This is a genomic window from Simplicispira metamorpha, from assembly GCF_004341365.1.
Taxonomy (GTDB): domain Bacteria; phylum Pseudomonadota; class Gammaproteobacteria; order Burkholderiales; family Burkholderiaceae_C; genus Simplicispira; species Simplicispira metamorpha.
In genome coordinates this window covers 1-22,176 of record NZ_SLXH01000027.1, presented here as the reverse complement: position 1 = coordinate 22,176, position 22,176 = coordinate 1, and the positions used below count along the sequence as shown (strand labels likewise).

The following is a 22,176-nucleotide window of genomic DNA, read 5'->3' as shown; positions in this document are numbered from 1 at the left end:
GAAGCGGTCACGCCGGTGTGCTCAACAGGTTGCGCAGGTTATTTGATGATGTTCTTGCCAAACCACTGCGTGGCGATCTTGGCGGCGGTGCCGTCTTGCTTCATGTCGGTCAGGGCTTTATCGAGCTTGCCCAGCAGGTCGGCGTCGCCCTTGCGCACGCCCACGCCGTAGTCTTCGGTGCCGAAGTGCTCGTCCAGAACAATGTAATCGGCGGGCTTTTTGGCCACGTAGTAGCGGCCCACCACTTCATCGACCACCACGGCTTCGAGGCGACCGGTGGACAAGTCCATCAGCGCGGTCACGTTGTCGCCAAAGGTCTTGAATTCCTTGAAGGTGCCAAAAACAGGGGCGTCTTTTTTCACGGCATCCACGGCGCTGGAGCCCTCTTGGGCGCCCACCACCTTGCCTGCCAGATCGGCCTTGGTCTTGATGGGGGAGCTGGCGGCCACCACGATGATCTGGTGGTTTTCCATGTAGGGCGCGGTGAAGTCGATGTTCTTCTTGCGCTCTTCGGTGATGGTCAGACCGTTCCAGAGCACATCGACGCGCTTGCCAGACAGTTCCGCCTCTTTGGCGCTCCAGTCGATGGGCTTGAACTCCACCTCCACGCCCAGCCGCTTGCTGGCTTCGCGGGCCATGTCGATGTCAAAGCCGATCAGCTCGTTTTTCTCGTCCCGAAAGCCCATGGGCGGGAAGTTGTCGTCCAGGCCCACCACGATTTTGGTGATGGCGACAGGTGCGGGTGCAGGTGCCGCCGCCTGGGGTGCAGGTTCTTGCTTGCCGCAGCCCGCCAGCACAGCGCCCAAGGACAAGAGCAAAACAACGGTGCGTTTTTTCATGGGGAAGTTTCCAGAATCACAAAGAAGGGGCGTATTGTCCCCGACCGCGCGCCAGTGGCGACAGCGCAACCCTGCGCCCGGCCAAAATGCTACTAAAAAAATAGCTGCTTGCGCCCATTTGGCGGGCGTTAGCAGCTATTTTTACCATTAACCCGGGCCGGCACCCATGGCCGTGCCCGGCGCAGGCTTTAACGCGGCAGTTCGGAACTGCCCATCAAGAACTGGTCGATGGCGCGCGCGGCCTGGCGGCCTTCGCGAATGGCCCACACCACCAGCGACTGGCCCCGGCGCATGTCACCAGCGGCAAACACCTTGGCCACGTTGGTGGCGTAGCCGCCCTCGTCGGTGCTGGCGCGGGCGTTGCCCCGGGCGTCTTTGTCCACACCAAACGCATCCAGCACCGGCGCTACGGGGCTGACAAAGCCCATGGCCAGCAGCACCAGGTCGGCTTGCAAGGTTTGCTCGGAGCCGGGCACCTCGGTCATCTTGCCGCCTTCCCATTGCAGGCGCACGGTTTTGACGCCCACCACGCGGCCCTTGTTCTTGCCCGTGCCAGCGATGAACTCTTTGGTGGCAATGGCGAACTCGCGGGTGCAGCCCTCGTCGTGGCTGGAGCTGGTGCGCAGCTTGATGGGCCAGTACGGCCAGGTCAGCGGGCGGTCTTCCACTTCGGGCGGCTGGGGCATCAGCTCAAACTGCGTGACGCTGGCGGCGCCGTGGCGGTTGCTGGTGCCCACGCAGTCGCTGCCGGTGTCGCCGCCGCCAATGACGATGACGTGCTTGCCATCGGCGCGCAGCTGGCTCTTGAGCTTGTCGCCTGCGTTGACCTTGTTTTGTTGCGGCAGAAACTCCATCGCAAAGTGAACACCGTCCAGGTCGCGCCCCGGCACGGGCAGGTCGCGCGATTGCTCGGCGCCGCCCGACAGCAGCACGGCATCGAACTCGGCGCTGAGCTGCTCGGGCGTGACGGTTTCCTTGGCCCAGTTGGTGACCTTGGAGTTGGCGCCCAGGCCATCCTTGGCCGCCACCAGCACGCCGGTGCGGAAGCTCACGCCCTCGGCCTGCATCTGCGCCACACGGCGGTCGATGTGCGACTTTTCCATCTTGAAGTCAGGAATGCCGTAGCGCAGCAGGCCGCCCACGCGGTCGTTCTTCTCGAACACGGTCACGCTGTGGCCTGCGCGCGCCAGTTGCTGGGCCGCTGCCAGGCCTGCGGGGCCTGCGCCCACCACGGCCACTTTTTTGCCCGTCTGCTGGGCGGCGGGCTGGGGTTGCACCCAGTCGTTTTCCCAGGCCTTGTCGATGATGGCGTGCTCGATGCTCTTGATGCCCACAGCGTCGTCGTTGACGTTGAGCACGCAGGCGGCCTCGCAGGGCGCGGGGCAGATACGGCCCGTGAACTCGGGGAAGTTGTTGGTCGAGCTGAGCACGGTGAACGCGCTCTTCCAGTCGCTCTGGTACACCAGATCGTTGAAGTCCGGAATGATGTTGTTGACCGGGCAGCCGTTGTTGCAAAACGGCGTGCCGCAGTCCATGCAGCGCGCGGCCTGCACTTTGGCCTGCGCGCCATCGAGGCCGATGACGAATTCGCGGTAGTGCTTGAGGCGCTCGGGCACAGACTTGTAGCCCTCTTCGAGGCGCCCGTATTCCATGAAGCCGGTGGTTTTTCCCATGGTATTTCTCTCGTGGATTGGTGTGCGGTAACTGCGCGGCGGGCCTGATCGGGCCTTACCGGACGGCCTTCGCTTCTTTTTTGATAGCTACTACCGCAGGTGTGCTGGGCTCTTCAAGCAGTTTTTGCTCATGAATCTCAGACAACGCACGTTTGTACTCGGTCGGGAAGACCTTGACGAACTTGGCGCGCGAAGCGGCCCAGTGGTCCAGCAGCTCGCGGGCGCGCTTGCTGCCCGTCCAGCGGTTGTGGTCTTCGAGCAGCTTTTTCAGCTGCGCCTCGTCGGTCTGGCCCCGGTGCCAGATGGCGCGCGGCACGGTGGCCTCTTGCTCATCGGCGGGCAGGATGCGCTCCAACTTGACCATGGACATGTTGCAGCGGGTTTCAAACAGGCCGTCTTCGTCATAGACGTAGGCCACGCCGCCGCTCATGCCCGCCGCAAAGTTGCGGCCCGTGGCACCCAGCACCACGGCGGTGCCGCCGGTCATGTACTCGCAGCCATGGTCGCCGGTGCCTTCCACCACTGCCGTGGCACCCGACAGGCGCACGGCAAAGCGCTCACCGGCCACGCCGCTGAAGAAAGCCTCGCCGCTGGTGGCGCCGTACATCACGGTGTTGCCCACGATGGTGTTGCGCACGGCCTCGCCCCGGAAGTCCAGGCTGGGGCGCACCACGATGCGGCCACCCGACAGGCCCTTGCCGGTGTAGTCGTTGGCATCGCCAATCAGGCTCAGCGTGATGCCGTTGCACAGGAATGCGCCAAACGACTGCCCGCCCGTACCTTCGAACTGGATACGGATGGTGTCATCGGGCAGGCCATCGGGGTGGGCGCGGGTGACAGCGCCCGAGAGCATGGCGCCCACGGTGCGGTTGACGTTGCGCGCCACTTCCATGATCTGCACGCGCTCGCCCTTTTCAATGGCGGGCTGGCAGCGCTCGATGAGCTTGCGGTCGAGGGTGTGACCCAGGTTGTGGTCTTGCTCTTCGACGTGGAAGCGTGGCACTTCAGGGCCCACGGGCACCTGGGCAAACAGGCGGCCAAAGTCCAGGCCGCTGGCCTTCCAATGCTGGATGCCAGCGCGCATGTCGAGCAGGTCGGTGCGGCCCACCAGATCGTCAAACTTGCGGATACCCAGCTGGGCCATGATGTGGCGCACTTCTTCCGCAACAAAGAAGAAGTAGTTGACGACATGCTCGGGCTTGCCCGAGAACTTCTGGCGCAGCACCGGGTCTTGCGTGGCCACGCCCACCGGGCAGGTGTTGAGGTGGCACTTGCGCATCATGATGCAGCCCTCGACCACCAGCGGCGCGGTGGCAAAGCCGAACTCGTCGGCACCCAGCAGCGCGCCAATGGCCACGTCGCGGCCAGTCTTCATCTGGCCGTCGGCCTGCACGCGGATGCGGCCACGCAGGCGGTTCAAGACCAGCGTTTGCTGGGTTTCGGCCAGACCGATTTCCCAGGGGCCGCCGCAGTGCTTGATGGACGACCAGGGCGAAGCGCCCGTGCCGCCGTCGTGCCCGGCGATCACGACGTGGTCGCTCTTGCACTTGGCCACGCCCGCAGCAATCGTGCCCACGCCCACTTCCGACACCAGCTTGACGCTGATGCCTGCGTGCGGCGCCACGTTTTTCAGGTCGTGGATGAGCTGGGCCAGGTCTTCAATGGAGTAGATGTCGTGGTGCGGCGGTGGCGAAATCAGGCCCACGCCAGGCACGCTGTGGCGCAGCTTGCCGATGTAGTTGGACACCTTGCCGCCGGGCAGCTGGCCGCCCTCGCCGGGCTTGGCACCCTGGGCCATCTTGATCTGGATCTGGTCGGCGCTGGACAAATATTCGGCCGTGACGCCAAAGCGCCCCGAGGCCACCTGCTTGATTTTGGAGCGCAGCGAGTCGCCATCTTGCAGTGGCATATCGACTTCGACGTTGGCCGCGCCAATCACGCTCTTGAGCGTGTCGCCCTGCTTGATCGGGATGCCTTTGAGCTCGTTGCGGTAGCGCGCTGCGTCTTCGCCGCCCTCGCCGGTGTTGCTCTTGCCGCCAATGCGGTTCATGGCTACGGCCAGCGTGGCGTGGGCTTCGGTGGAAATCGAACCCAGCGACATGGCGCCGGTGGCAAAGCGCTTGACGATGTCTTTGGCGGGCTCGACTTCTTCCAGCGCGATCGCTTTGGCCGGGTCGATCTTGAACTCGAACAGGCCGCGCAGCGTCATGTGGCGACGGCTTTGGTCGTTGACCAGCTGGGCGTATTCCTTGTACGTGTTCCAGTTGTTGGCGCGGGTGCTGTGTTGCAGCTTGGCGATGGTGTCGGGCGTCCACATGTGCTCTTCGCCACGGGCGCGCCAGGCGTACTCGCCGCCGGTGTCCAGCATGGTGGCCAGCACGGGGTCGTTGCTGAAGGCCGCCTTGTGCATGCGGATGGCCTCGTCGGCAATCTCGAACACGCCAATGCCACCCACGCGGCTGGCCGTGCCAGTGAAATACTGCTCAATGGTGCTGGTGTTGATGCCGATGGCTTCAAACAACTGCGCGCCGCAGTAGCTCATGTACGTGCTCACGCCCATCTTGGACATGATCTTGGACAGGCCCTTGCCAATGGCCTTGACGTAGTTGTAGATGGCCTTGTCTGCCGACAGGTCGCCCGACAGGTCTTTGTGCATGTCGGCCAGGGTTTCCATGGCCAGGTAGGGGTGGACGGCCTCGGCGCCGTAACCGGCCAGCACGGCAAAGTGGTGGACTTCACGGGCCGTGCCGGTTTCCACCACCAGACCGGCGGTGGTGCGCAGGCCGCCACGCACCAGGTGCTGGTGGATGCTGGACAGCGCCAGCAGCGCTGGAATGGCCACCTGCGTGCTGCTCACAGCGCGGTCGCTGATGATGAGGATGTTGGCGCCGCCCTTGATGGCATCGACCGCCTGCGCGCACAGCGAGGCCAGCTTGGCTTCCACGCCCTCTTTGCCCCAGGCCAGCGGGTAGGTGATGTCGATGGTGACGCTCTTGAACTTGCCCTGGGTGTGCTGCTCAATGCCGCGCAGCTTGGCCATGTCGGCAAAGTTCAGCACCGGCTGGCTCACTTCCAGGCGCATGGGCGGGTTGACCTGGTTGATGTCCAGCAGGTTGGGCTTGGGGCCGATGAAGCTGTGCAGCGACATCACGATGGCCTCGCGGATCGGGTCGATGGGCGGGTTGGTCACCTGCGCAAACAGCTGCTTGAAGTAGTTGTACAGCGGCTTGTTCTTGTCGGAGAGGACGGCCAGCGGGCTGTCGTTGCCCATGGAGCCAATGGCTTCTTCGCCATTTTTGGCCATGGGGGCCATCAGGAACTTGATGTCTTCCTGGGTGTAGCCAAAGGCCTGCTGGCGGTCCAGCAGCGCCAGGCCGTCGGCGTGGTCGAGGGCGGCAGCGGGGGCAGCAGGGATGCTGTCGAGCTTGACGCGCAGGTTTTCGATCCACTGCTTGTAGGGCTTGGTGTTGACGATGTTGGCCTTCAACTCGTCGTCGTTGATCATGCGGCCCTGTTCCAGGTCGATGAGCAGCATCTTGCCCGGCTGCAGGCGCCATTTGCGCACGATGCGGTTTTCGGGCACAGGCAGCACGCCCGACTCGGACGCCAGGATGACCAGGTCGTCATCGGTCACGCAGTAGCGCGAGGGGCGCAGGCCGTTGCGGTCGAGGGTGGCGCCAATCTGGCGGCCATCGGTAAAGACGATGGAGGCCGGGCCGTCCCAGGGCTCCAGCATGGGGGCGTGGTACTCGTAGAAGGCGCGGCGGCGCTCGTCCATGGACTCGTGCTGCTCCCAGGGCTCGGGAATCATCATCATCACGGCCTGGCTGATGGGGTAGCCGGCCATGGTCAGCAGTTCCAGGCAGTTGTCGAACGTGGCGGTGTCGGACTGGTCGGCAAAGCTGATGGGGTAGAGCTTTTGCAGGTCGGGGCCGAGCACCGGGGACGCCATCACGCCTTCGCGGGCGCGCATCCAGTTGTAGTTGCCCTTGACGGTGTTGATCTCGCCGTTGTGCGCCACGTAGCGGTACGGGTGGGCCAGCGGCCATTCGGGGAAGGTGTTGGTGGAGAAGCGCTGGTGCACCAGGCCGATGGCCGAGACGCAGCGCTCGTCTTGCAGGTCAAGGTAGTACTTGCCCACCTGATCGGCCAGCAGCAGGCCCTTGTAGACCACTGTGCGGCTGCTCATGCTGGGCACGTAATACTCTTTGCTGTGCTGCAACTTCAGGGCCTGGATGGCGGCGCTGGCGGTTTTGCGGATGACGTAGAGCTTGCGTTCCAGCGCGTCCTGCACGATGACGTCGTTGCCCCGGCCAATGAAAATCTGGCGCAGCAGCGGCTCTTTTTCGCGCACGGTGGGCGACATGGGCATGTCGCGGTTGACGGGCACATCGCGCCAGCCCAGCAGCACCTGGCCTTCGGCCTTGATGGCGCGCTCCATCTCCTGCTCGCAGGCCAGGCGGCTGGCGTGCTCTTTGGGCAGGAAGATCATGCCGACGCCGTACTCGCCCGCAGCGGGCAGGGTCACGCCCTGGCGGGCCATTTCTTCGCGGTAGAGCTGGTCAGGAATCTGGATCAGCAGACCGGCGCCGTCACCCATCAGCGGGTCGGCACCGACGGCACCACGGTGGTCGATGTTTTCGAGGATTTTGAGCGCCTGGGTCACGATGTCGTGCCGCTTGACGCCCTTGATGTGGGCGACAAACCCAAGGCCGCAGGCATCGTGCTCCTGGGCCGATGAATACAAACCGTGTTGTTGCAGGTGCTGGATTTCGGCTGCCGTGGTCATGGCGCATTCCTCATTGTTTTCGCAGGGACGCCTAGCGTAGTGCATTGCAGCAAATCCGCGCAAGCACTTTAATTGGGGTCAGATTCCAATTAAATAACCTATTTATTTCAGATTTATTATTTAGGGACAAATCAAAAACAATAGCTACTAGCGCATGTATGGATTGGCTTGGAGCCACTTTTAGTCTGATTTCTTGGGCCTACCCACCGGCCTGCCAGGCCGCGCCGGGCGCAATCGGCGGGCGGATTTTTTTTGCAATTCGTCCACAAATTGCGCATCGCCCAGCGCCCAGCCGTGCAAGGTGGCGTCGGTCAGTGCGGTTTGCTGCGCGGTGGCGATGCCGGTATCGAGCAGCGCAGCGTAAGCCGCCTCGCGGGCAAACGGCGTATTGCCCAGCGCCCAGTACAGCGCGTGCGGCGTGATGAGCGCATCCTGGCGCAGGCCCAGCGCGCAGGCAGCGCCCGACCACGGCCAGTCTTGCGCTTGCGCGACCATGCCCGCGCGCACCGGATTCAGGTCGATATAGGCCATGCAGGCCAGCAGGTAGCGCTCGGACTGGATCAGCGTGGCCCGGTAGCGCCCTTCCCACAGCGTGCCGGTGCGGCCATGGCGGCGGTTGAAGCTGCGCACGTAGCTGCGCCCCACGGCCTGCATCATCAGCGGCAGTGCCTCGGTGGTGGTCGGCGTGGCCAGCAGGTGGAAGTGGTTGTCCATCAGCACATAGGCGTGGACGGCCACGCCGAACTTGCGCGCGCTCTCGGCCAGCAGCGCGTGCATGGCCGTGAAATCCTGCTCGTCCAGAAAAATCGCCTGGCGGTTGTTACCGCGCTGGATGATGTGGTGCGGGTAGCCGGGCACCGTGAGGCGGGGAAGGCGGGCCATGGGGTGGGGATACAAAGTGGCGTTGGAGGGGAGCAGTTTAATGAGGAAATGGGGGTCAGATTCCAATTAAGCTTTGCGCCCCACCAGGTTGGCCCGTTCTTTTTTGATAACGAAAACCGGCCCTAACGCCCGCACAGCAAGCGCCAGCAGCTATCAAATTGGATGCTCCCCACCAGCTCAGTGGGCAGCTGCCAGCTTGCCACGCAGCCGCGCCAGCCGCTGCCAGGCGGCGTCCACCTGCTCGGTGGTCAGTTCGCCACGGGCGATGGCCTCGCGCACCAGGGTGGCAGCGTGCTGGCCCATGTCGTAGCGCGGCACAAAGCCGGGGGCGTTTTTGGCAGCGCCGGGGTTGTTGGAAAACACCAGCACATCGTTGCCCGCCACGATGGCGCGCACCACCGATTCACGCAGGCTGTGGTGCTGCTGGATGGCGCCCATGTGCAGGTCGTCGGTGACGACCACGCCGTCAAAGCCGTCGCGCGTGCGCAATTGCGGGCCAATGAACTTCTCCGACAGCGTGACCGGCCAGTCGGGATCGACGTTGCGGTTGACCAGGTGCGCGGTCATGATGGCGTCGGCCATGCCACCGGCCACCAGCTGCTGGAAGGGCCACTGCTCTATGGGCTGCGCGGTGCGGGTCACATCGACCAGCCCGAGGTGGCTGTCGCTGGTGGCCAGGCCGTGGCCGGGGTAGTGTTTGAGGGCGGTGAGCACGCCCGCCTCGCGGTGGGCCAGGATGAATTGGCTGGCATACAACACCACGCGCGCCGGATCATCAGAGAAGCTGCGTTTGAGCTGGCCGATGACCGGCGAGACGGCGCGGTGCTCAGGGTCGAGCGGGTCGCCGCGCAAATCCACCACCGGGCCAAAGTTGAAGTTGAAGCCCGCGCCCGCCACCATCTGCGCCATGGTGCGGTAGGTGGCGCGGGCCTGCTCGGGGGTTTGCGTGGCGGCCACTTCTTCGTGCGAGGGGGTGTCGGCAAAGCCATTGGAGGCGCGCAGGCGCTGCACCAGCCCGCCCTCTTGGTCCAGCGCGATCAAGAGCGGCAGCTCCAGCGGGTTGGCCTGCTGCAAGGCCCCCGTGAGGGCACGCACCTGGGTGGGGTCAGTGATGTTGTAGCGGTACAGGATCACACCGCCGAGCTGGCCTGCGCGCACCTGCGCCAGCGCCTGTTGCACGCCGGGCGCGTCGGCGCTGGTGCCGTCCACGCCCATCATCACCATCTGGCCCACTTTCTGCTCCAGCGTCAGTTGCTGCGATGGCGGGGCATCGCTGCCGCCGCAAGCGGCCAGCAGTGCCAGCACGGCACTGGCGCCAGCGGTTTTGATCAGGTGGCGGTGCGGTGTGCAGGGGGCTGTGCCGGGTGGTGTGGGGCGCATGGGGAGTCTCCGGGTCACCACGGATCGTGGCGGCGCATGCTAGCGGGATTGGCGTGTTTTTCCCAGCACGGTGTGCGCGCTGCCCCAAGCGCAGTGGGCAGTATCGGCGCAGCCACCGACCCTGCCCACCGACTCTGCCAACACCTGTGGCCGCAGCAGCGGCCTGCCACGCCTACAGTGGCGGCGGCTCCTGCAACCCCACCGGCGCCAACCCAAAGCGCGCGCCCAGCGCCTGCTCCAGACCAAACTCTTGCAGGATGGCGCGCAGACGCTCTTGTGCGCTGCGTTTTTTCTGACCGGTGTACTGGGCGATGATCAGCTCGTTTTTCATGCTGTGCTCCCAGCCGACCAGCTCCGTCACCGTGACCTGGTAGCCGCTGGCCTCCAGGTGCAGACAGCGCAACACGTTGGTGATCTGGCTGCCCATCTCGCGCGTGTGCAGCGGGTGGCGCCACAGCTCGGCCAGCGGTGTGCGCGCCAGTTGCAGCGCTTTGCCTTGGCGCAGGCAGGCAGCCACTTCAGCCTGGCAGCAGGGCACCAGCACCATGGCGCGGGCACGCTTTTGCAGACCAAAGGCAATGGCATCGTCGGTGGCGGTGTCGCAGGCGTGCAAGGCCGTCACCATGTCGATGCGCTCGGGCAGCTCGGCGGCGTCGGCACTGTCGGCCACCGACAGGTTGAGGAACGACATGCGGTCAAACCCCAGCTCCTGGGCCAGCTGGCGGGACTTTTCGACCAACTCGGCGCGCCACTCGATGCCGTAGATGTGGCCCCGCCCCAGCGCCTTGAAATACAGGTCGTACAGGATGAAGCCCAAGTAGGACTTGCCCGCGCCGTGGTCGGCCAGCGTGGGCGCGTGGCCGTCTTGCGACAGCGTTTGCAGCAGCGGCTCCATGAACTGGAACAGGTGGTACACCTGCTTGAGCTTGCGCCGCGAGTCCTGGTTGAGCTTGCCCTCGCGCGTGAGGATGTGCAGCGCCTTGAGCAGCTCCACCGACTGGCCAGGGCGCAGCTCGGCCAGCAGCGCGGCGTCGGGCGCCGTGCGGGCGCTGGCCGGGACAGGTTTGCGGCTCACGCGCCCTCCTCCGTGGGTTTGGGGTGGTGCGGGCAGCGCGCGCCCACGTCCAGCGCCTGCCAGCCCACCGCGCCCAGCTCACGCAGCACTTCCATGTTGCGCTCGTAGATCATTTCTGCCTCGGGAAAGGCCTCGACGGCGGCATCCAGACTCTCTTCGCGGATCAGGTGCAGCGTGGGGTACGGCGCGCGGTTGGTGGCGTTGGTGATGTCGTCCACCTCGGTGCCATCAAACTGGAATTGCGGGTGAAAGCTGGCAATTTGCAGGATGCCGCCCAAGTCCAGCACATCCAGCATTTCGTCGGCCAGCTCCAGGAAATCGTTGAAATCCAGAAAATATTCCATGCACCGGGGGGCGATGAGCAGCGTGGTGTCGCGCTTCTCGGGCGATGCCTCGGCCAGCGCTTCCAGCTCGCGTTGCAGGTCTTGCAGCAGCTCGCGGCCATCGGTGGCGGCGCTGACGGCATAGTGGATTTGCCCCTTGGTGTGTACCCCCTTGGCAAACGGGCACAGGTTCAGGCCGATGACGGCGCGCTCCAGCCAGCGCACCATGTCTTGCACCACGATGGCGTCGGTAGCGGCATCGGCAGCGGCGGTGGGGGTATCCAGACGGGCGGATGGGGCAGGCAGGTCGGCGCTGTGCGGCGCGGCGGAGGCGGCGGTGGTGGAGCTGGACATGGGCAGTGCGGGCGGGTGAACAAAGGGGCGCGATTTTATCGCGGGGTCAGTTTTGCTATTTTTTCAATAGCTGCTTGCGCTTTATGGGCGGGCGCTGGAGACCGATTTGACCATCAAAACGTCCCTGCCCTGCCCCAGCACCTGCTCAGCCCAGCAAGCGCTGGCCGGTCAGGCGCTCGTGCTCGCGGGCGGCGTAGCGGTCGGTCATGCCGGCGATGAAATCGGCCACGGCGCGCGCGGCCTGGGCTGCGTGCGGGGCCTGCTGGGCGCGCGCGGCAAAGCCAGGTTTCATCTCCTGCGGCTGGGCCAGGTAGGCGGCAAACAGGTCGCGCACCACCTGCTGCGCCCGGCCAGTCAGCTCCACCACCTGCGGGTGGCGGTACAGGTTCTGGAACAAAAACCGTTGCAGCTGCTGCGATTGCGCCCGCATGCCATCGCTGAACTCCACCAGCGCCGGGGCGCAGCGCACGTCCTGCACGCTGCGCGGCTGCACACGCTCCAGCGCGGCACTGGTGGCGGCAATCACGTCATACACCTGGTCGCTCAACATGCGGCGGATGGCCTCGTACAGCAGGCGCCGTTGTGCAGCAGGTTCGGCCAGATGCGGGTATTCGGCCTGGGCGCTGGCGCGGTAGCGCTCGAACAGTGGCACCTCGCCCAGCTGCGCCAGCGTGATCAGGCCCGAGCGCACGCCGTCGTCAATGTCGTGCGCGTTGTAGGCGATGGCATCGGCCAGGTTGCACAGCTGCGCCTCCAGGCTGGGCTGCTGGCGCAGCACAAAGCGCTGGCCCACGCCGCCGGGCTCTTGCGCTTCCAGGATGAGCGCGTTGGCGCGCGCGCAGTGCTTGAGGATGCCTTCGCGCGTCTCGAAAGTCAGGTTCAGGCCGTCGTACTGCGGGTAGCGCTCTTCCAGCGCATCGACCACGCGCAGGCTTTGCAGGTTGTGCTCAAAGCCGCCGTAGTCGGCCATGCAGGCGTTGAGCGCATCCTGCCCGGCGTGGCCAAAGGGGGTATGGCCCAGATCGTGTGCCAGCGAGATGGCCTCGACCAGATCCTCGTTGATGCGCAGCGAGCGAGCGATGGAGCGCGCCAGCTGCGCCACCTCCAGCGAGTGCGTCAGCCGCGTGCGGAACATGTCACCCTCGTGGTTCAGAAACACCTGGGTTTTGTACACCAGCCGCCTAAACGCCGAGGAATGCACGATGCGGTCGCGGTCGCGCTGGAAGTCGGTTCGCGTGGGCGCGGGCGGCTCGGGGTGGCGCCGACCCCGGGTGTGGGCCGGGTCGCAGGCCCAGGGGGCCAGGGCAGCGATATTTTGGGTCAAATTAGCCTCCAGAGCCCGTACAGCGGGCGCTAACAGCTATCATTAAAATAGCAATAAAAGCACATCCCACCAATCTACAGCACGGCGGCCCAGTGCGCCCTGCCCCGCACGCAGCTCAGGTGCAGCAGGCGTCGATGACTTCACGCACCAGCGCATCGGGGGCAGCGCGCACGGCAGCCTGACCGGGGCCGTCGATGACGACAAAGCGGATTTCACCGCCCTCGGCTTTTTTATCGACACGCATCAGCTCCAAATAGCGGCCTGCGTTGTCCTGGGCATCGAGCACCGGGCCGCGCACCGGCAACCCGGCGCGCTGCACCAGCGCTTGCAGGCGCGCGGCAAACGCGCCATCGACCAGGCCCAGACGGCGCGAGAGCTCGGTGGCCATCACCATGCCAGCGCCCACGCCCTCGCCGTGCAGCCAGGCGCCATAGCCCATGCCGGCCTCGATGGCGTGGCCAAAGGTGTGGCCAAAGTTCAGGATGGCGCGCAGGCCCGATTCACGCTCGTCCTGGCCCACCACCCAGGCTTTGATCTCACAGCTGCGGCGCACGGCGTGGGCCAGCGCAGTGCGATCGCGCGCCAGCAGGGCATCCATGTTCGCCTCCAGCCAGTCCATGAAGGCCATGTCGGCAATCGGCCCGTATTTGATGATTTCTGCCAGCCCGGCGCTGAGTTCGCGCGGTGCCAGGGTGTCGAGCGTGGCCAGGTCACACACCACCAGCTGGGGCTGGTAGAAAGCGCCAATCATGTTTTTGCCCAGCGGGTGGTTGATGGCAGTTTTGCCGCCCACCGACGAATCGACCTGGGCCAACAGCGTGGTCGGCACCTGCACAAACGGCACGCCGCGCATGTAACTGGCGGCGGCAAAGCCGGTCATGTCACCTACCACGCCGCCGCCCAAGGCAAACAACACGGTTTTGCGGTCACAGCCATGCTGTAACAGGGCATCAAAAATCAGGTTCAGGGTCTGCCAAGTTTTGTGCTCCTCGCCATCGGGCAGCACCACGGTGTGCACCTGGGCGTATTGGCCCGCCAGCGCGCCTTGCAGTGCCTGCGCGTACAAGGGCGCCACCATGGTGTTGGTCACGATGAGCGCCGCCATAGCCTTGGGCAGATGCGCATACAGCGCGGCGGCTGGCAGCAGATCGGTACCAATCACGATGGGGTAGCTGCGCTCGGCCAGGTCGATAGTGACAGTTTGAGCACCGAGCGCCCCAAAAGACGAGGAAGAAGTCAGTTCAGTCTGCATGGTGTAAAAAACAGGAGCGGTGCAGCGCGGCTGCACCCCGGTCAAGGAGCCGCCGAACGAGCGGCGAAAACAACAGGTGCGCCCGCTAATTCCAGCTGCATGGTCACCATATTGACCAGGGTAGCTACAGAAGGGCGGCCAGTTTCAATAACGTAATGCGCCGTCTCTCGGTAGAGCGGATCGCGCTGTACATACAGGCTACGCAGCCGCTGCAACGGGTCTTGCACCTGCAACAGCGGGCGCGTGGTGTCGTGGCGCAGGCGTCGGTAAATATCTTCAGGCGCAGCGTGCAGGTAAATCACCCGGCCTCGGTCACGCAAACGCAGGCGGTTGGCGGAACGCAGCACTGCGCCACCACCCGTAGACAGAACCGCCGGCGTAGTGCCGGCGGTAAGTTCATCCAGAACCGCCTCTTCGATGTCACGAAAAGCGTCTTCGCCCTCGCGGTCAAAAAAGAAACGGATAGAGCAACCGATGCGCCGCTCTATCACCTGATCAGAGTCGATAAAGGCTATCCCCAGCCGCCGGGCGAGTTGCCGCCCGACGGTGGATTTGCCGCAACCCGGCATGCCGATGAGGGTGATTTGCATCAGCCCTCATCCCCTGCTGGGCATGGGAGGGGAGTTGGCATTACGGGCTGACCGTTACAGCAATAGTGACGGTTCCTGCAGCAGCATCACGGATAGTGACCGTAGCGTTGCCAACCGTCAAACCAGTGATGCTGAAACCATTCTGACTGGACAAAGCCGCAGCTGCCACAGCGGGGTTGCTGGACGCCACCGTGTAAGGTTGAGTGCCGCCACTGATGGAGTAGGTACGCGAGCTACCGAGCAACACGGACGTTGCAGGACCGGCTGTAGTGGTGAAAACAGAACCAGTTGGACAAACGCCAGGCATGCCGGAACCGTTATCACGGATAGTCATGACGCTGGTGGCAAAAGCACCACCGGAATCGATCACTGTCAGTGTCACAGGATAGGAGCCACTGGGAATGTATTTACCACTGGAGTCCACAGGATTGATACAACGATTGCCCTGGGTACCCAAACCGACTGTGTACTCATTGCTGTTCACTTGAACACCAGAAAGCGTCAGGTCGCTGGTCACGGCACGGTACGGCGGCGTACCACCAAATACCGTCAGCGTAACTGGCAACAGAGAGTCTTCGCCAATTTCAAATGCGCTTGGAGCAAAACGCAGCGAAGCCTGCTGTGTTTGGTTGGCAGTCACCTCGATATTCAGAGTTTGGCTATTGGCATCGGTCACGACCAAGGTGGTTTGGCCAGCTTGCAACAGTTTGACATTGATCAGATTGGCAACCACAGGCAGCGTGACCGAGGCCACACTGGGGTTGGATACCACCACGCTGTAAGGTGCCGTTCCGTTCTGCAACAGGAACTGCAAGGTTTCCTGCACCGAACCCGTCGCTGCCGAAGGCGATGCCGTCATGGGTTTGACTGGTGCAGTACCCGCTGTCACCGTCACAGGAATTACCACTGTGCGGGTCGCATCCGCTTGGTCACGTACCGTCACCGTAGCTGCACCTGTGGTTGCACCCGCCGTCACAGTCATCTTATTGCCAGCCAGAACCGCTGTGGCAACCGCCGAGTTGCTCACAGCGTAGTCGAACTTACCCGAACCACCACTGAGCAGTACATCGGCAGAAGCACCCGAACCAAGGTTCAGGGATTGAGGCGACGCTACTAGTGCTGGCACACCCGGCGTGGTGTCAGTGACTACGGTCACCGGCAGAGTCACTACCTTGGAGGTGTCAGACTGATCGCGCAGCGTAATGATGGCACTGCCGGTACGGCTACCCGCAGTGACCACCATCACCACACCCGAGGCCGTGGCTGTAGCCACGGCAGGATTGTCGGAAGACACAATGTATTGGCCCGAACCACCAGCAATTGCCAGTTGCATTGTGGCGCCCACGCGCACTTGAGCAGTGGCAGGCAAGAGCGTCAGGTTGCCGCAACTACCGTTGTCCACGATCGTAATTTCTGCGGTACCCACCGATTTGTTCTCGTCCACGACGGTCAACGCCACGACAGTAGTGCCATTCACACAGCGACTGCCACGAGTACCAGTGTCTAGTGTCACGGTATTACGAGTAGCACAGCCCGGCACCCTTGGTAGCAAGAAGGAGGGATCAGACGTAAACACACACGTAGCGCCCACAGCACCAAAAATGCCGAACTGTATGGGCTGGGTATCGCTTTCAGAGATAGAGACAGCGCTCGGAGACAAGCGGATAGAAGTGGTCGCAGTATTAATTTCCACCTCCACCTTCACGGTTTTTCCTGCACTGTCGGCTACGGTGACATCCAGCTTAGAAGCCAAATTACCCTTGATGCGCAACTCATCGCCAACAATAGTGGCGGTGATAGCAGCGGGGATACCGCCCGCAACACGGTAAGGTGGCTGGCCACCGGAGATCTTGGCTACAGCATCCAAGCCTACGGGCATGGCCAGCGTATCAGGAGAGATACGTAACTCGGGTGAACCAACCTCCAAATCGATGGAGATTTCCTCGCCCGCAGCATCACGGATCTTGATAGTGGTCGAGCCAATCGCAACGCCGGTCACACGCCATTGGGTAGCACCCAGCATTTGCACCAACGCAACATTGCTATCGCCGCCCTCGACGGTGTAAGGAGCTCCACCACCACCCACCCAGAAAGTGCGTGCCACGTCAGGGCCCACACCCACGGTGAGTTCGCTAGGTGCTGTGGTGTACAGCGGAATGCTGGAGCCCACCTTGACTTCAATCGAGATAGTTGCACCGCTGTTGTCCAGCACGTTGATCTTGGTGGCACCAGCAGATACTGTGCCGATAGTCAACGTGTTGTCAGTGATTTGACCAATCGCAATCGCTTGGTCGGTATTGCCGATACGGTAGGGTGGGATACCGCCACTGATCTGGTAACTGCGAGCAGCACCGACAGGAAGAATGACCTCAGAACCAGCAGTAGTAACCAATGTAGATTGGTTGGGATTACCACCCGAAGACCCACCGCCCCCTCCACAAGCCAGCAATGCTGTTGTCAGCATCAGCATTAATACCCTGAATATTTTTTGCATTTTCCTATCCTATCGATGACAAATTCTTAACGTTGCCCAGCCCGGTCAGTAATGACCTTGGGGGTAATGAAAACCAGCATTTCCGTTTTTCTGGAGTCTTTGGTTCTTGTCTTGAACAAATTACCCAGCACAGGTACATCCCCCAGAAACGGTGTTTTGGTTTCGTCGGTTTTTTCTTCCAATTCGAAGATACCGCCAATCACTACGGTGCCGCCGTTCTCCACCAAAACCTGTGTCTTGATGTGCTTGGTATTGATCGCCACACCTTGTGTCGTACCCTCGCCACGGCTGTCTTTGTTCACGTCCAGATCGAGAATGATGTTGCCTTCAGGTGTTATTTGTGGAATTACTTCCAGCTTTAATACCGCCTTTTTGAATGCAATCGTGGTGGCACCATTGGGTGCAGTGACCGGATAGGGATATTCAGTACCCTGCTCAATCAGGGCTTTGGTCTGGTCTGCTGTTACCACACGCGGGCTGGATACTACTTTGCCCTTCCCATCGGCTTCCAGTGCCGAAATCTCCAGATTCAAGAACCGGTTTGCAGCGGTGTTGAAAATGGAAATGGCAAAGCTGGAAGGGTCATAACCGCCCAGTGCTTGCGCAGGAAGATTGATAAATTGGCCCAGGTTATTGACCGGGCCTCCGGCGCCACTGGTAGCTACCGCATTGCCATAGCTGGTGCCAAACCCCACGCGGTTATTGCCGCCCAGAGCATAGCCACCGTCACCGCCCCGGTTGGCGCGCAAATCGGTGCCTCCCAAACGCACACCCAGGGAGCGACCAAAGGTGTCAGATGCCTCCACAATGCGCGCCTCAATCATCACTTGGCGTACAGCCACATCCAGACGTGCCAGCAATTCCCGCACCTCCTCGAGTTTGGCTTGGGTGTCAGAGACAAAAATCTGGTTGGTACGGGGTTCGGAGATAGCGCTGCCGCGCTCCGACAGAAAACGTGTACTGCTTCCACCAGCAGCGCCACCGCTGCTGGACTTGGTCAATTGGTCTACGATGGCATCGGCCTTGGCGTAGTTCAGCTGGAAAGCCTGGGTGCGCAGAGGCTCCAGCTTCTGGATAGCCAAGGCAGCTTCGTAGTCTTTCTTGGTACGGTCGTCAATCTCGTCTTTGGGGGCAATCCACAGCACACTGCCCGTTTTGCGCATGCCAAGTCCTTTGGCGTCCATGATGATTTGCAAGGCCTGATCCCAAGGAACATCCTTCAGACGCAAGGTCAGTGCACCAGTGACAGTATCGGATGTGACGATATTGAAGTTCGTGAAGTCGGCAATCACCTGGAGCAGTGAGCGCACTTCAATGTTCTGGAAATTCAGGGAAAGCTTTTCGCCGCTGTAACCGGGGCCTTGCGTGAGCTTGCTCAAGTCCACCTTTTTTTGGCGCACTTCAATGACGAACTGATTGTCACTCTGATAGGCGCTGTGCTCCCACTCACCAATAGGCTCAATCACCATGCGCACACGTTCGCCTTGCTCGGTGCTGGTGATGAGCTGCACGGGAGTACCGAAGTCAGCCACATCCAGGCGGCGGCGCAAGCCCTCTGGCAGGGAAGAGCGCAAAAAGTCAATCGTCAGGCCCTTGCCCTGCTGGCGCAAATCCACGCCCACTTGGTTACTGGCCAAGCCGACAATGATGCGCCCGGCCCCATCGGCACCGCGGCGGAAATCCACATCCTTGATGGGCAGGATGTCAGGGTTATAGCTCTCGGCAAACACAGTCTTCTGAACTGCCGGGGCGGCACCCTGTTGCGCAGGAACCGATTCCAGCATCACCAACAGGCTCTTTCCCTGGATTTCAGCACGGTAAGCGGTGGCTTGCTTGAGGTTGAGAACCACGCGGGAACGGCCCTGGGCCTGTACCACATTGACAGATTTCAGATTGCCTTGGTTCACCTCGACGAGAGAACGGCCCGTGGCGTTTTCAGTGCCAGGAAAGTCCAGCGCGATGCGCGCGGGAGACTGCGTAGCAAAACCGGTCGGGACAGCAGCCAACGGCTCGGTCAAATCAATACGAACCACCTCCATGCCACCTTGCAAGGTGCCGGTCACGGCCTCAATGGCACCTTGTGCCCAGGCAGCGGTGGAAACCAACACAGCCACTGTAGTGGCTGCAGCATGCCGGAGTGCTTTCACGATTGCGACGTTTTTCTGTTTCATTTTTTCGCTCCCTCTTGCAGTTCCAGCGATGCAGTTCGTTCTATCCAGTCGCCCGTGGCATCCTGCACTATTTCACGCAATTGAATGGCAGTTTCCGTAATAGCGGTGATGCGGCCATAGTTCTGTCCCAAATAATTTCCAACCTGAACCTGGTACAAAAGTTGATCCACCTTGAGCAAAGCAGTGGGTTTTCCTACCTTGTTGAGGCTACCCACCATGGCCATGGTGTCTAACGGGAAGGCCTCCAGAGGTTCTTTTCGCCGCGCCAACTCCGGCGCAATCAGCCCTGCGTTAGCGGCAACCTGCGCAGAATCACGCCGCAGCGCCTGGAGCAATTTAAGTCGATCAAAGGGCTCCAAGCCCGCATCTGCGGTATAGGGTTGCGGCTGAAATTGCTTAGGCTCGGTCAGTGGAGTTACACGTGGCTTGGTTTGTGCCCGCTCTTGCGCCATCCACTCGCGCAGCTCGTCTTCACCAGACGAGCCACAGCCCAGCAACGGCAGAATGCACAAGGCCATGGCAATAGTCTGTATGGGCTTCATTTCTTTGCCCCCCCTGTCGCCTTGCGCTGCGCCTGAACTTCTTCAGGATCCAAGTAACGATAGGTACGTGCGGTGGCATCCATGCTGAGGCTGGCACTGTCTTTGGTTCCCGGGACGATGGACAGGTTGTCCATGGTGACAATGCGCGAGAGGTGCGCGATGTCTGCTGCAAAAGCGCCTATGTCGTGGTACTTGCCTGTTACACGCACGGCGATGGGTAATTCAGCGTAGTAGTCCCTCACAACCACTTGCCCTGGCCGAAACAGCTCAAACTGCAAACTACGCCCAAGCCCTGCTTGGTTGATATCAGACAACAACGCCGCCATCTCGGCCTTGCTAGGCAACTGCTTTTCCAACTGAAGCACATACTGCTGAATCTGCTCTCGCTGCTTCTTGAGAGCGTCAAGACTGACCGCTTTCAGGAGCTTTCGTTGGTAATCCTCGCGCAAAGTCACTTCTTGCGCCCGTGCTGCCTCCAATTCGGCTTCGTAATCTGTGAGCTTGATGAACCACAAAAACACAGCTACGCCAACAGCGATGGCAACGCACAACAGCGTGCGTGGCAGTATGGGCCACAGTGACGGGTCTTTGGAATCGAGGTTGGTGAATTGGCGTTGGAGGTCTTGTTGTAGGGCCGCCAGGTCAATTTTGGGAGCTTGTTTTTTTGCCATGCGTCACTTTCCCGCCTGGGTAGCTGCGCCCTGTGCCGCCGCACTGGCTGCTTCCATGGCTTTTTGCACATCGCTGGAGCGCATCAACTGAAAACGCAAATTAAACGCAGACACACGCCGCTGGTCACGCGGTGTAAGTGCCACGTTATTGGCAACAATCTCCACCAACTCGGGCTTGGACAACCAAGGGGTGTTGTTGGCAAGATTACGCAGCATTTCTGAGACACGTTCATTGGACTGGGCCATGCCCTGCATGGTTACCACCCTGTCCGCTTGCTTGAGGCTCGTGATATAGACACCATCAGGCAACTGCTTGACCAGCTCACTGAGCAAGTGCACTGGCAGATTGCGGTCAGACTGCAAGTCTTCTACGGCTTTTTGGCGTGCACGCAGCGCCGCAATCTCTTCTTCAATGGTGGCAATTTCCTTGATCTGGTTTTCCAGAACTTTGGTTTCTTGCAACAAGAAATTATTCTTTTCTTGTTGCGCATTGATCATGCTTTGAAGCCACCAATAAACGCCGCCAGCGATCAACAAACCAATCAGTAACGATGCAAACATCGTCGCCTGAAAAACTTCACGCCTGCGCTTGCGGGCGGCCTCCCGGTGTGGAAGCAGGTTGATAAGAATCACTGTAGAAACCTCCGCATGGCAAGACCGCATGAAGTGAGGTAAGAAGGCGCTTCGCGCACCATTTTCTTCATGCGTACGGCATTTCCAATTTCCATGCCATCAAAAGGATTCACAACGCTACAGGCAGAACCTGCATGCTGGGTGACCGCCTCTGTCAAACCAGGCAAAGGCGCAGAGCCGCCCGCAAGCAATATGTGGTCAACCCGGTTGTGTGGCGTACTGGTGAAAAAGAACTGCAGGGCACGTCCAATTTCTTGGGCCATCACCTCCACGAAAGGCTTGAGCACCGCAGAAGAGTAATCATCGGGCAAGTCGCCATTGCGTTTTTTGGTTTCCGCTTCCTCTACTGAAAAACCATATTGCCGCACGATCAACTGTGTCAATTGGGCGCCACCAAAGGCTTGGTCGCGGTCATAAAGCACTTCATCATTGCGAATGACCTGCATGCTGGTGGTCAGTGCGCCCACCTCAAAGAGGGCGACCACGGCGTCTACCCCTTGGTTGGGCAACGCAGCAATCAAGCGACTCGCACCCAGGCGGGCAGCATGGGACTCAATGTCCACAATCACCGCCTTCAGTCCCGCAGCCTCTGCAAGCCCCTGACGGTCTTGCACCTTCTCACGGCGCGAGGCAGCAATCAACACATCCACATCACCAGGAGAGCCTTTGTTCGGGCCAATGACACAGAAATCCAGACTCACTTCGTCCAGGGAGAACGGGATGTACTGGTTGGCCTCCGACTCTACCTGCACCTCCAGTTCCTGATCGGTCATGCCAGCAGGCAGGCTGATCTTTTTGGTGATAACTGCGGAAGGGGGCAGTGCAAGCGCCACGTTTTTGGTGCGTGTGCCACTTTTCTTGATGAGACGACGCAAGGCTTCAGCGACTTCATCAAATTTTTCGATGTTACCGTCCGTAATCCAGCCCCGCTCCAAGGGCTCGATGGCGCAGCGCTCAAGAACCAAGTTTCCGGCCTTGTCGTGTGCCAGTTCGACCAGCTTGACACTGGAGGAACTGATGTCAATGCCCACCAACGGCGCGGACTGGCGGCTGAACAAAGTTCCCACAGAAATCAAGATGACTCCCCTTAGAACGTGTTCAAAGTCTTTTGAGCATTAGCGCCAAGAATGCTAGATGGATGAATTGCAAACTGGTATTGAGCCAACGCTCGCAGTTCTTCCACA

16 protein-coding genes and 1 pseudogene are annotated in these 22,176 nt (G+C 61.3%); all 17 read right to left on the bottom strand.

Annotated elements, in window-relative coordinates:
• Positions 1-38 precede the first annotated feature (38 nt).
• Positions 39-839, bottom strand: a complete 801-nt coding sequence (locus EV674_RS13745) for an amino acid ABC transporter substrate-binding protein (RefSeq protein WP_119014033.1) — start codon at positions 837-839, stop codon at positions 39-41.
• Positions 840-1,027: 188 nt separating this feature from the next.
• On the bottom strand, positions 1,028-2,512 hold the full coding sequence (locus EV674_RS13740; protein WP_119014034.1) for a glutamate synthase subunit beta: 1,485 nt from the start codon (positions 2,510-2,512) through the stop codon (positions 1,028-1,030).
• A 55-nt stretch (positions 2,513-2,567) separates the two neighbouring features.
• Positions 2,568-7,301 (bottom strand): glutamate synthase-related protein, encoded by a 4,734-nt coding sequence (locus EV674_RS13735; protein WP_119014035.1) that lies wholly within the window; start codon positions 7,299-7,301, stop codon positions 2,568-2,570.
• Positions 7,302-7,481: 180 nt separating this feature from the next.
• A complete protein-coding gene (locus EV674_RS13730; protein WP_119014036.1) occupies positions 7,482-8,183 on the bottom strand; it encodes an REP-associated tyrosine transposase in 702 nt (233 codons plus the stop codon).
• A 177-nt stretch (positions 8,184-8,360) separates the two neighbouring features.
• Entirely contained in the window at positions 8,361-9,563 is a 1,203-nt protein-coding gene (locus EV674_RS13725) for a glycoside hydrolase family 3 N-terminal domain-containing protein (RefSeq protein ID WP_119014037.1), read from the bottom strand.
• A 172-nt stretch (positions 9,564-9,735) separates the two neighbouring features.
• A complete protein-coding gene (locus tag EV674_RS13720; RefSeq protein ID WP_119014038.1) occupies positions 9,736-10,638 on the bottom strand; it encodes a class I SAM-dependent methyltransferase in 903 nt (300 codons plus the stop codon).
• On the bottom strand, positions 10,635-11,189 hold the full coding sequence (locus tag EV674_RS13715; RefSeq protein WP_119014053.1) for a DUF1415 domain-containing protein: 555 nt from the start codon (positions 11,187-11,189) through the stop codon (positions 10,635-10,637). Before EV674_RS13715 ends, EV674_RS13720 begins: the two co-directional genes overlap by 4 nt.
• 271 nt (positions 11,190-11,460) lie before the next feature.
• Positions 11,461-12,639 carry a deoxyguanosinetriphosphate triphosphohydrolase gene (locus EV674_RS13710; RefSeq protein WP_241524984.1) on the bottom strand — a complete coding sequence of 393 codons (1,179 nt, stop codon included), beginning with the start codon at positions 12,637-12,639 and terminating at the stop codon, positions 11,461-11,463.
• Positions 12,640-12,754: 115 nt separating this feature from the next.
• Positions 12,755-13,891 carry a 3-dehydroquinate synthase gene (aroB, locus tag EV674_RS13705; RefSeq protein ID WP_119014039.1) on the bottom strand — a complete coding sequence of 379 codons (1,137 nt, stop codon included), beginning with the start codon at positions 13,889-13,891 and terminating at the stop codon, positions 12,755-12,757.
• 41 nt (positions 13,892-13,932) lie between these two features.
• Positions 13,933-14,481 (bottom strand): shikimate kinase, encoded by a 549-nt coding sequence (locus EV674_RS13700; RefSeq protein WP_119014040.1) that lies wholly within the window; start codon positions 14,479-14,481, stop codon positions 13,933-13,935.
• Between the two features lie 40 nt (positions 14,482-14,521).
• Complete coding sequence (locus tag EV674_RS13695; protein WP_119014041.1) at positions 14,522-16,975, bottom strand: Ig-like domain-containing protein; 2,454 nt, start codon at positions 16,973-16,975, stop codon at positions 14,522-14,524.
• A 26-nt stretch (positions 16,976-17,001) separates the two neighbouring features.
• A complete protein-coding gene (locus EV674_RS13690; protein WP_119014042.1) occupies positions 17,002-19,146 on the bottom strand; it encodes a type IV pilus secretin PilQ in 2,145 nt (714 codons plus the stop codon).
• On the bottom strand, positions 19,143-19,664 hold the full coding sequence (locus tag EV674_RS13685) for a pilus assembly protein PilP (RefSeq protein WP_241524985.1): 522 nt from the start codon (positions 19,662-19,664) through the stop codon (positions 19,143-19,145). Before EV674_RS13685 ends, EV674_RS13690 begins: the two co-directional genes overlap by 4 nt.
• Positions 19,665-19,684: 20 nt before the next feature.
• Entirely contained in the window at positions 19,685-20,359 is a 675-nt protein-coding gene (locus tag EV674_RS13680; RefSeq protein WP_119014044.1) for a type IV pilus inner membrane component PilO, read from the bottom strand.
• A 3-nt stretch (positions 20,360-20,362) separates the two neighbouring features.
• Complete coding sequence (locus EV674_RS13675; protein ID WP_119014045.1) at positions 20,363-20,992, bottom strand: PilN domain-containing protein; 630 nt, start codon at positions 20,990-20,992, stop codon at positions 20,363-20,365.
• Positions 20,989-22,068 (bottom strand): pilus assembly protein PilM, encoded by a 1,080-nt coding sequence (locus tag EV674_RS13670; RefSeq protein WP_119014046.1) that lies wholly within the window; start codon positions 22,066-22,068, stop codon positions 20,989-20,991. The genes EV674_RS13675 and EV674_RS13670 overlap by 4 nt, the downstream gene beginning before the upstream one ends.
• Before the next feature lie 22 nt (positions 22,069-22,090).
• Positions 22,091-22,176: pseudogene (locus tag EV674_RS13665) on the bottom strand (IS5/IS1182 family transposase); the annotation flags it as partial.

Bases quoted from the DNA above. Each gene is read 5' to 3' on its own strand.
- EV674_RS13735 (WP_119014035.1), bottom strand. From the start codon at position 7,301: ATGACCACGGCAGCCGAAATCCAGCACCTGCAACAACACGGTTTGTAT.
- EV674_RS13725 (WP_119014037.1), bottom strand. From the start codon at position 9,563: ATGCGCCCCACACCACCCGGCACAGCCCCCTGCACACCGCACCGCCAC.
- EV674_RS13700 (WP_119014040.1), bottom strand. From the start codon at position 14,481: ATGCAAATCACCCTCATCGGCATGCCGGGTTGCGGCAAATCCACCGTC.
- aroB (WP_119014039.1), bottom strand. From the start codon at position 13,891: ATGCAGACTGAACTGACTTCTTCCTCGTCTTTTGGGGCGCTCGGTGCT.
- EV674_RS13740 (WP_119014034.1), bottom strand. From the start codon at position 2,512: ATGGGAAAAACCACCGGCTTCATGGAATACGGGCGCCTCGAAGAGGGC.
- EV674_RS13685 (WP_241524985.1), bottom strand. From the start codon at position 19,664: ATGGCCTTGTGCATTCTGCCGTTGCTGGGCTGTGGCTCGTCTGGTGAA.
- EV674_RS13745 (WP_119014033.1), bottom strand. From the start codon at position 839: ATGAAAAAACGCACCGTTGTTTTGCTCTTGTCCTTGGGCGCTGTGCTG.
- EV674_RS13690 (WP_119014042.1), bottom strand. From the start codon at position 19,146: ATGAAACAGAAAAACGTCGCAATCGTGAAAGCACTCCGGCATGCTGCA.
- EV674_RS13730 (WP_119014036.1), bottom strand. From the start codon at position 8,183: ATGGCCCGCCTTCCCCGCCTCACGGTGCCCGGCTACCCGCACCACATC.
- EV674_RS13695 (WP_119014041.1), bottom strand. From the start codon at position 16,975: ATGCAAAAAATATTCAGGGTATTAATGCTGATGCTGACAACAGCATTG.
- EV674_RS13715 (WP_119014053.1), bottom strand. From the start codon at position 11,189: ATGGTGCGCTGGCTGGAGCGCGCCGTCATCGGCCTGAACCTGTGCCCG.
- EV674_RS13680 (WP_119014044.1), bottom strand. From the start codon at position 20,359: ATGGCAAAAAAACAAGCTCCCAAAATTGACCTGGCGGCCCTACAACAA.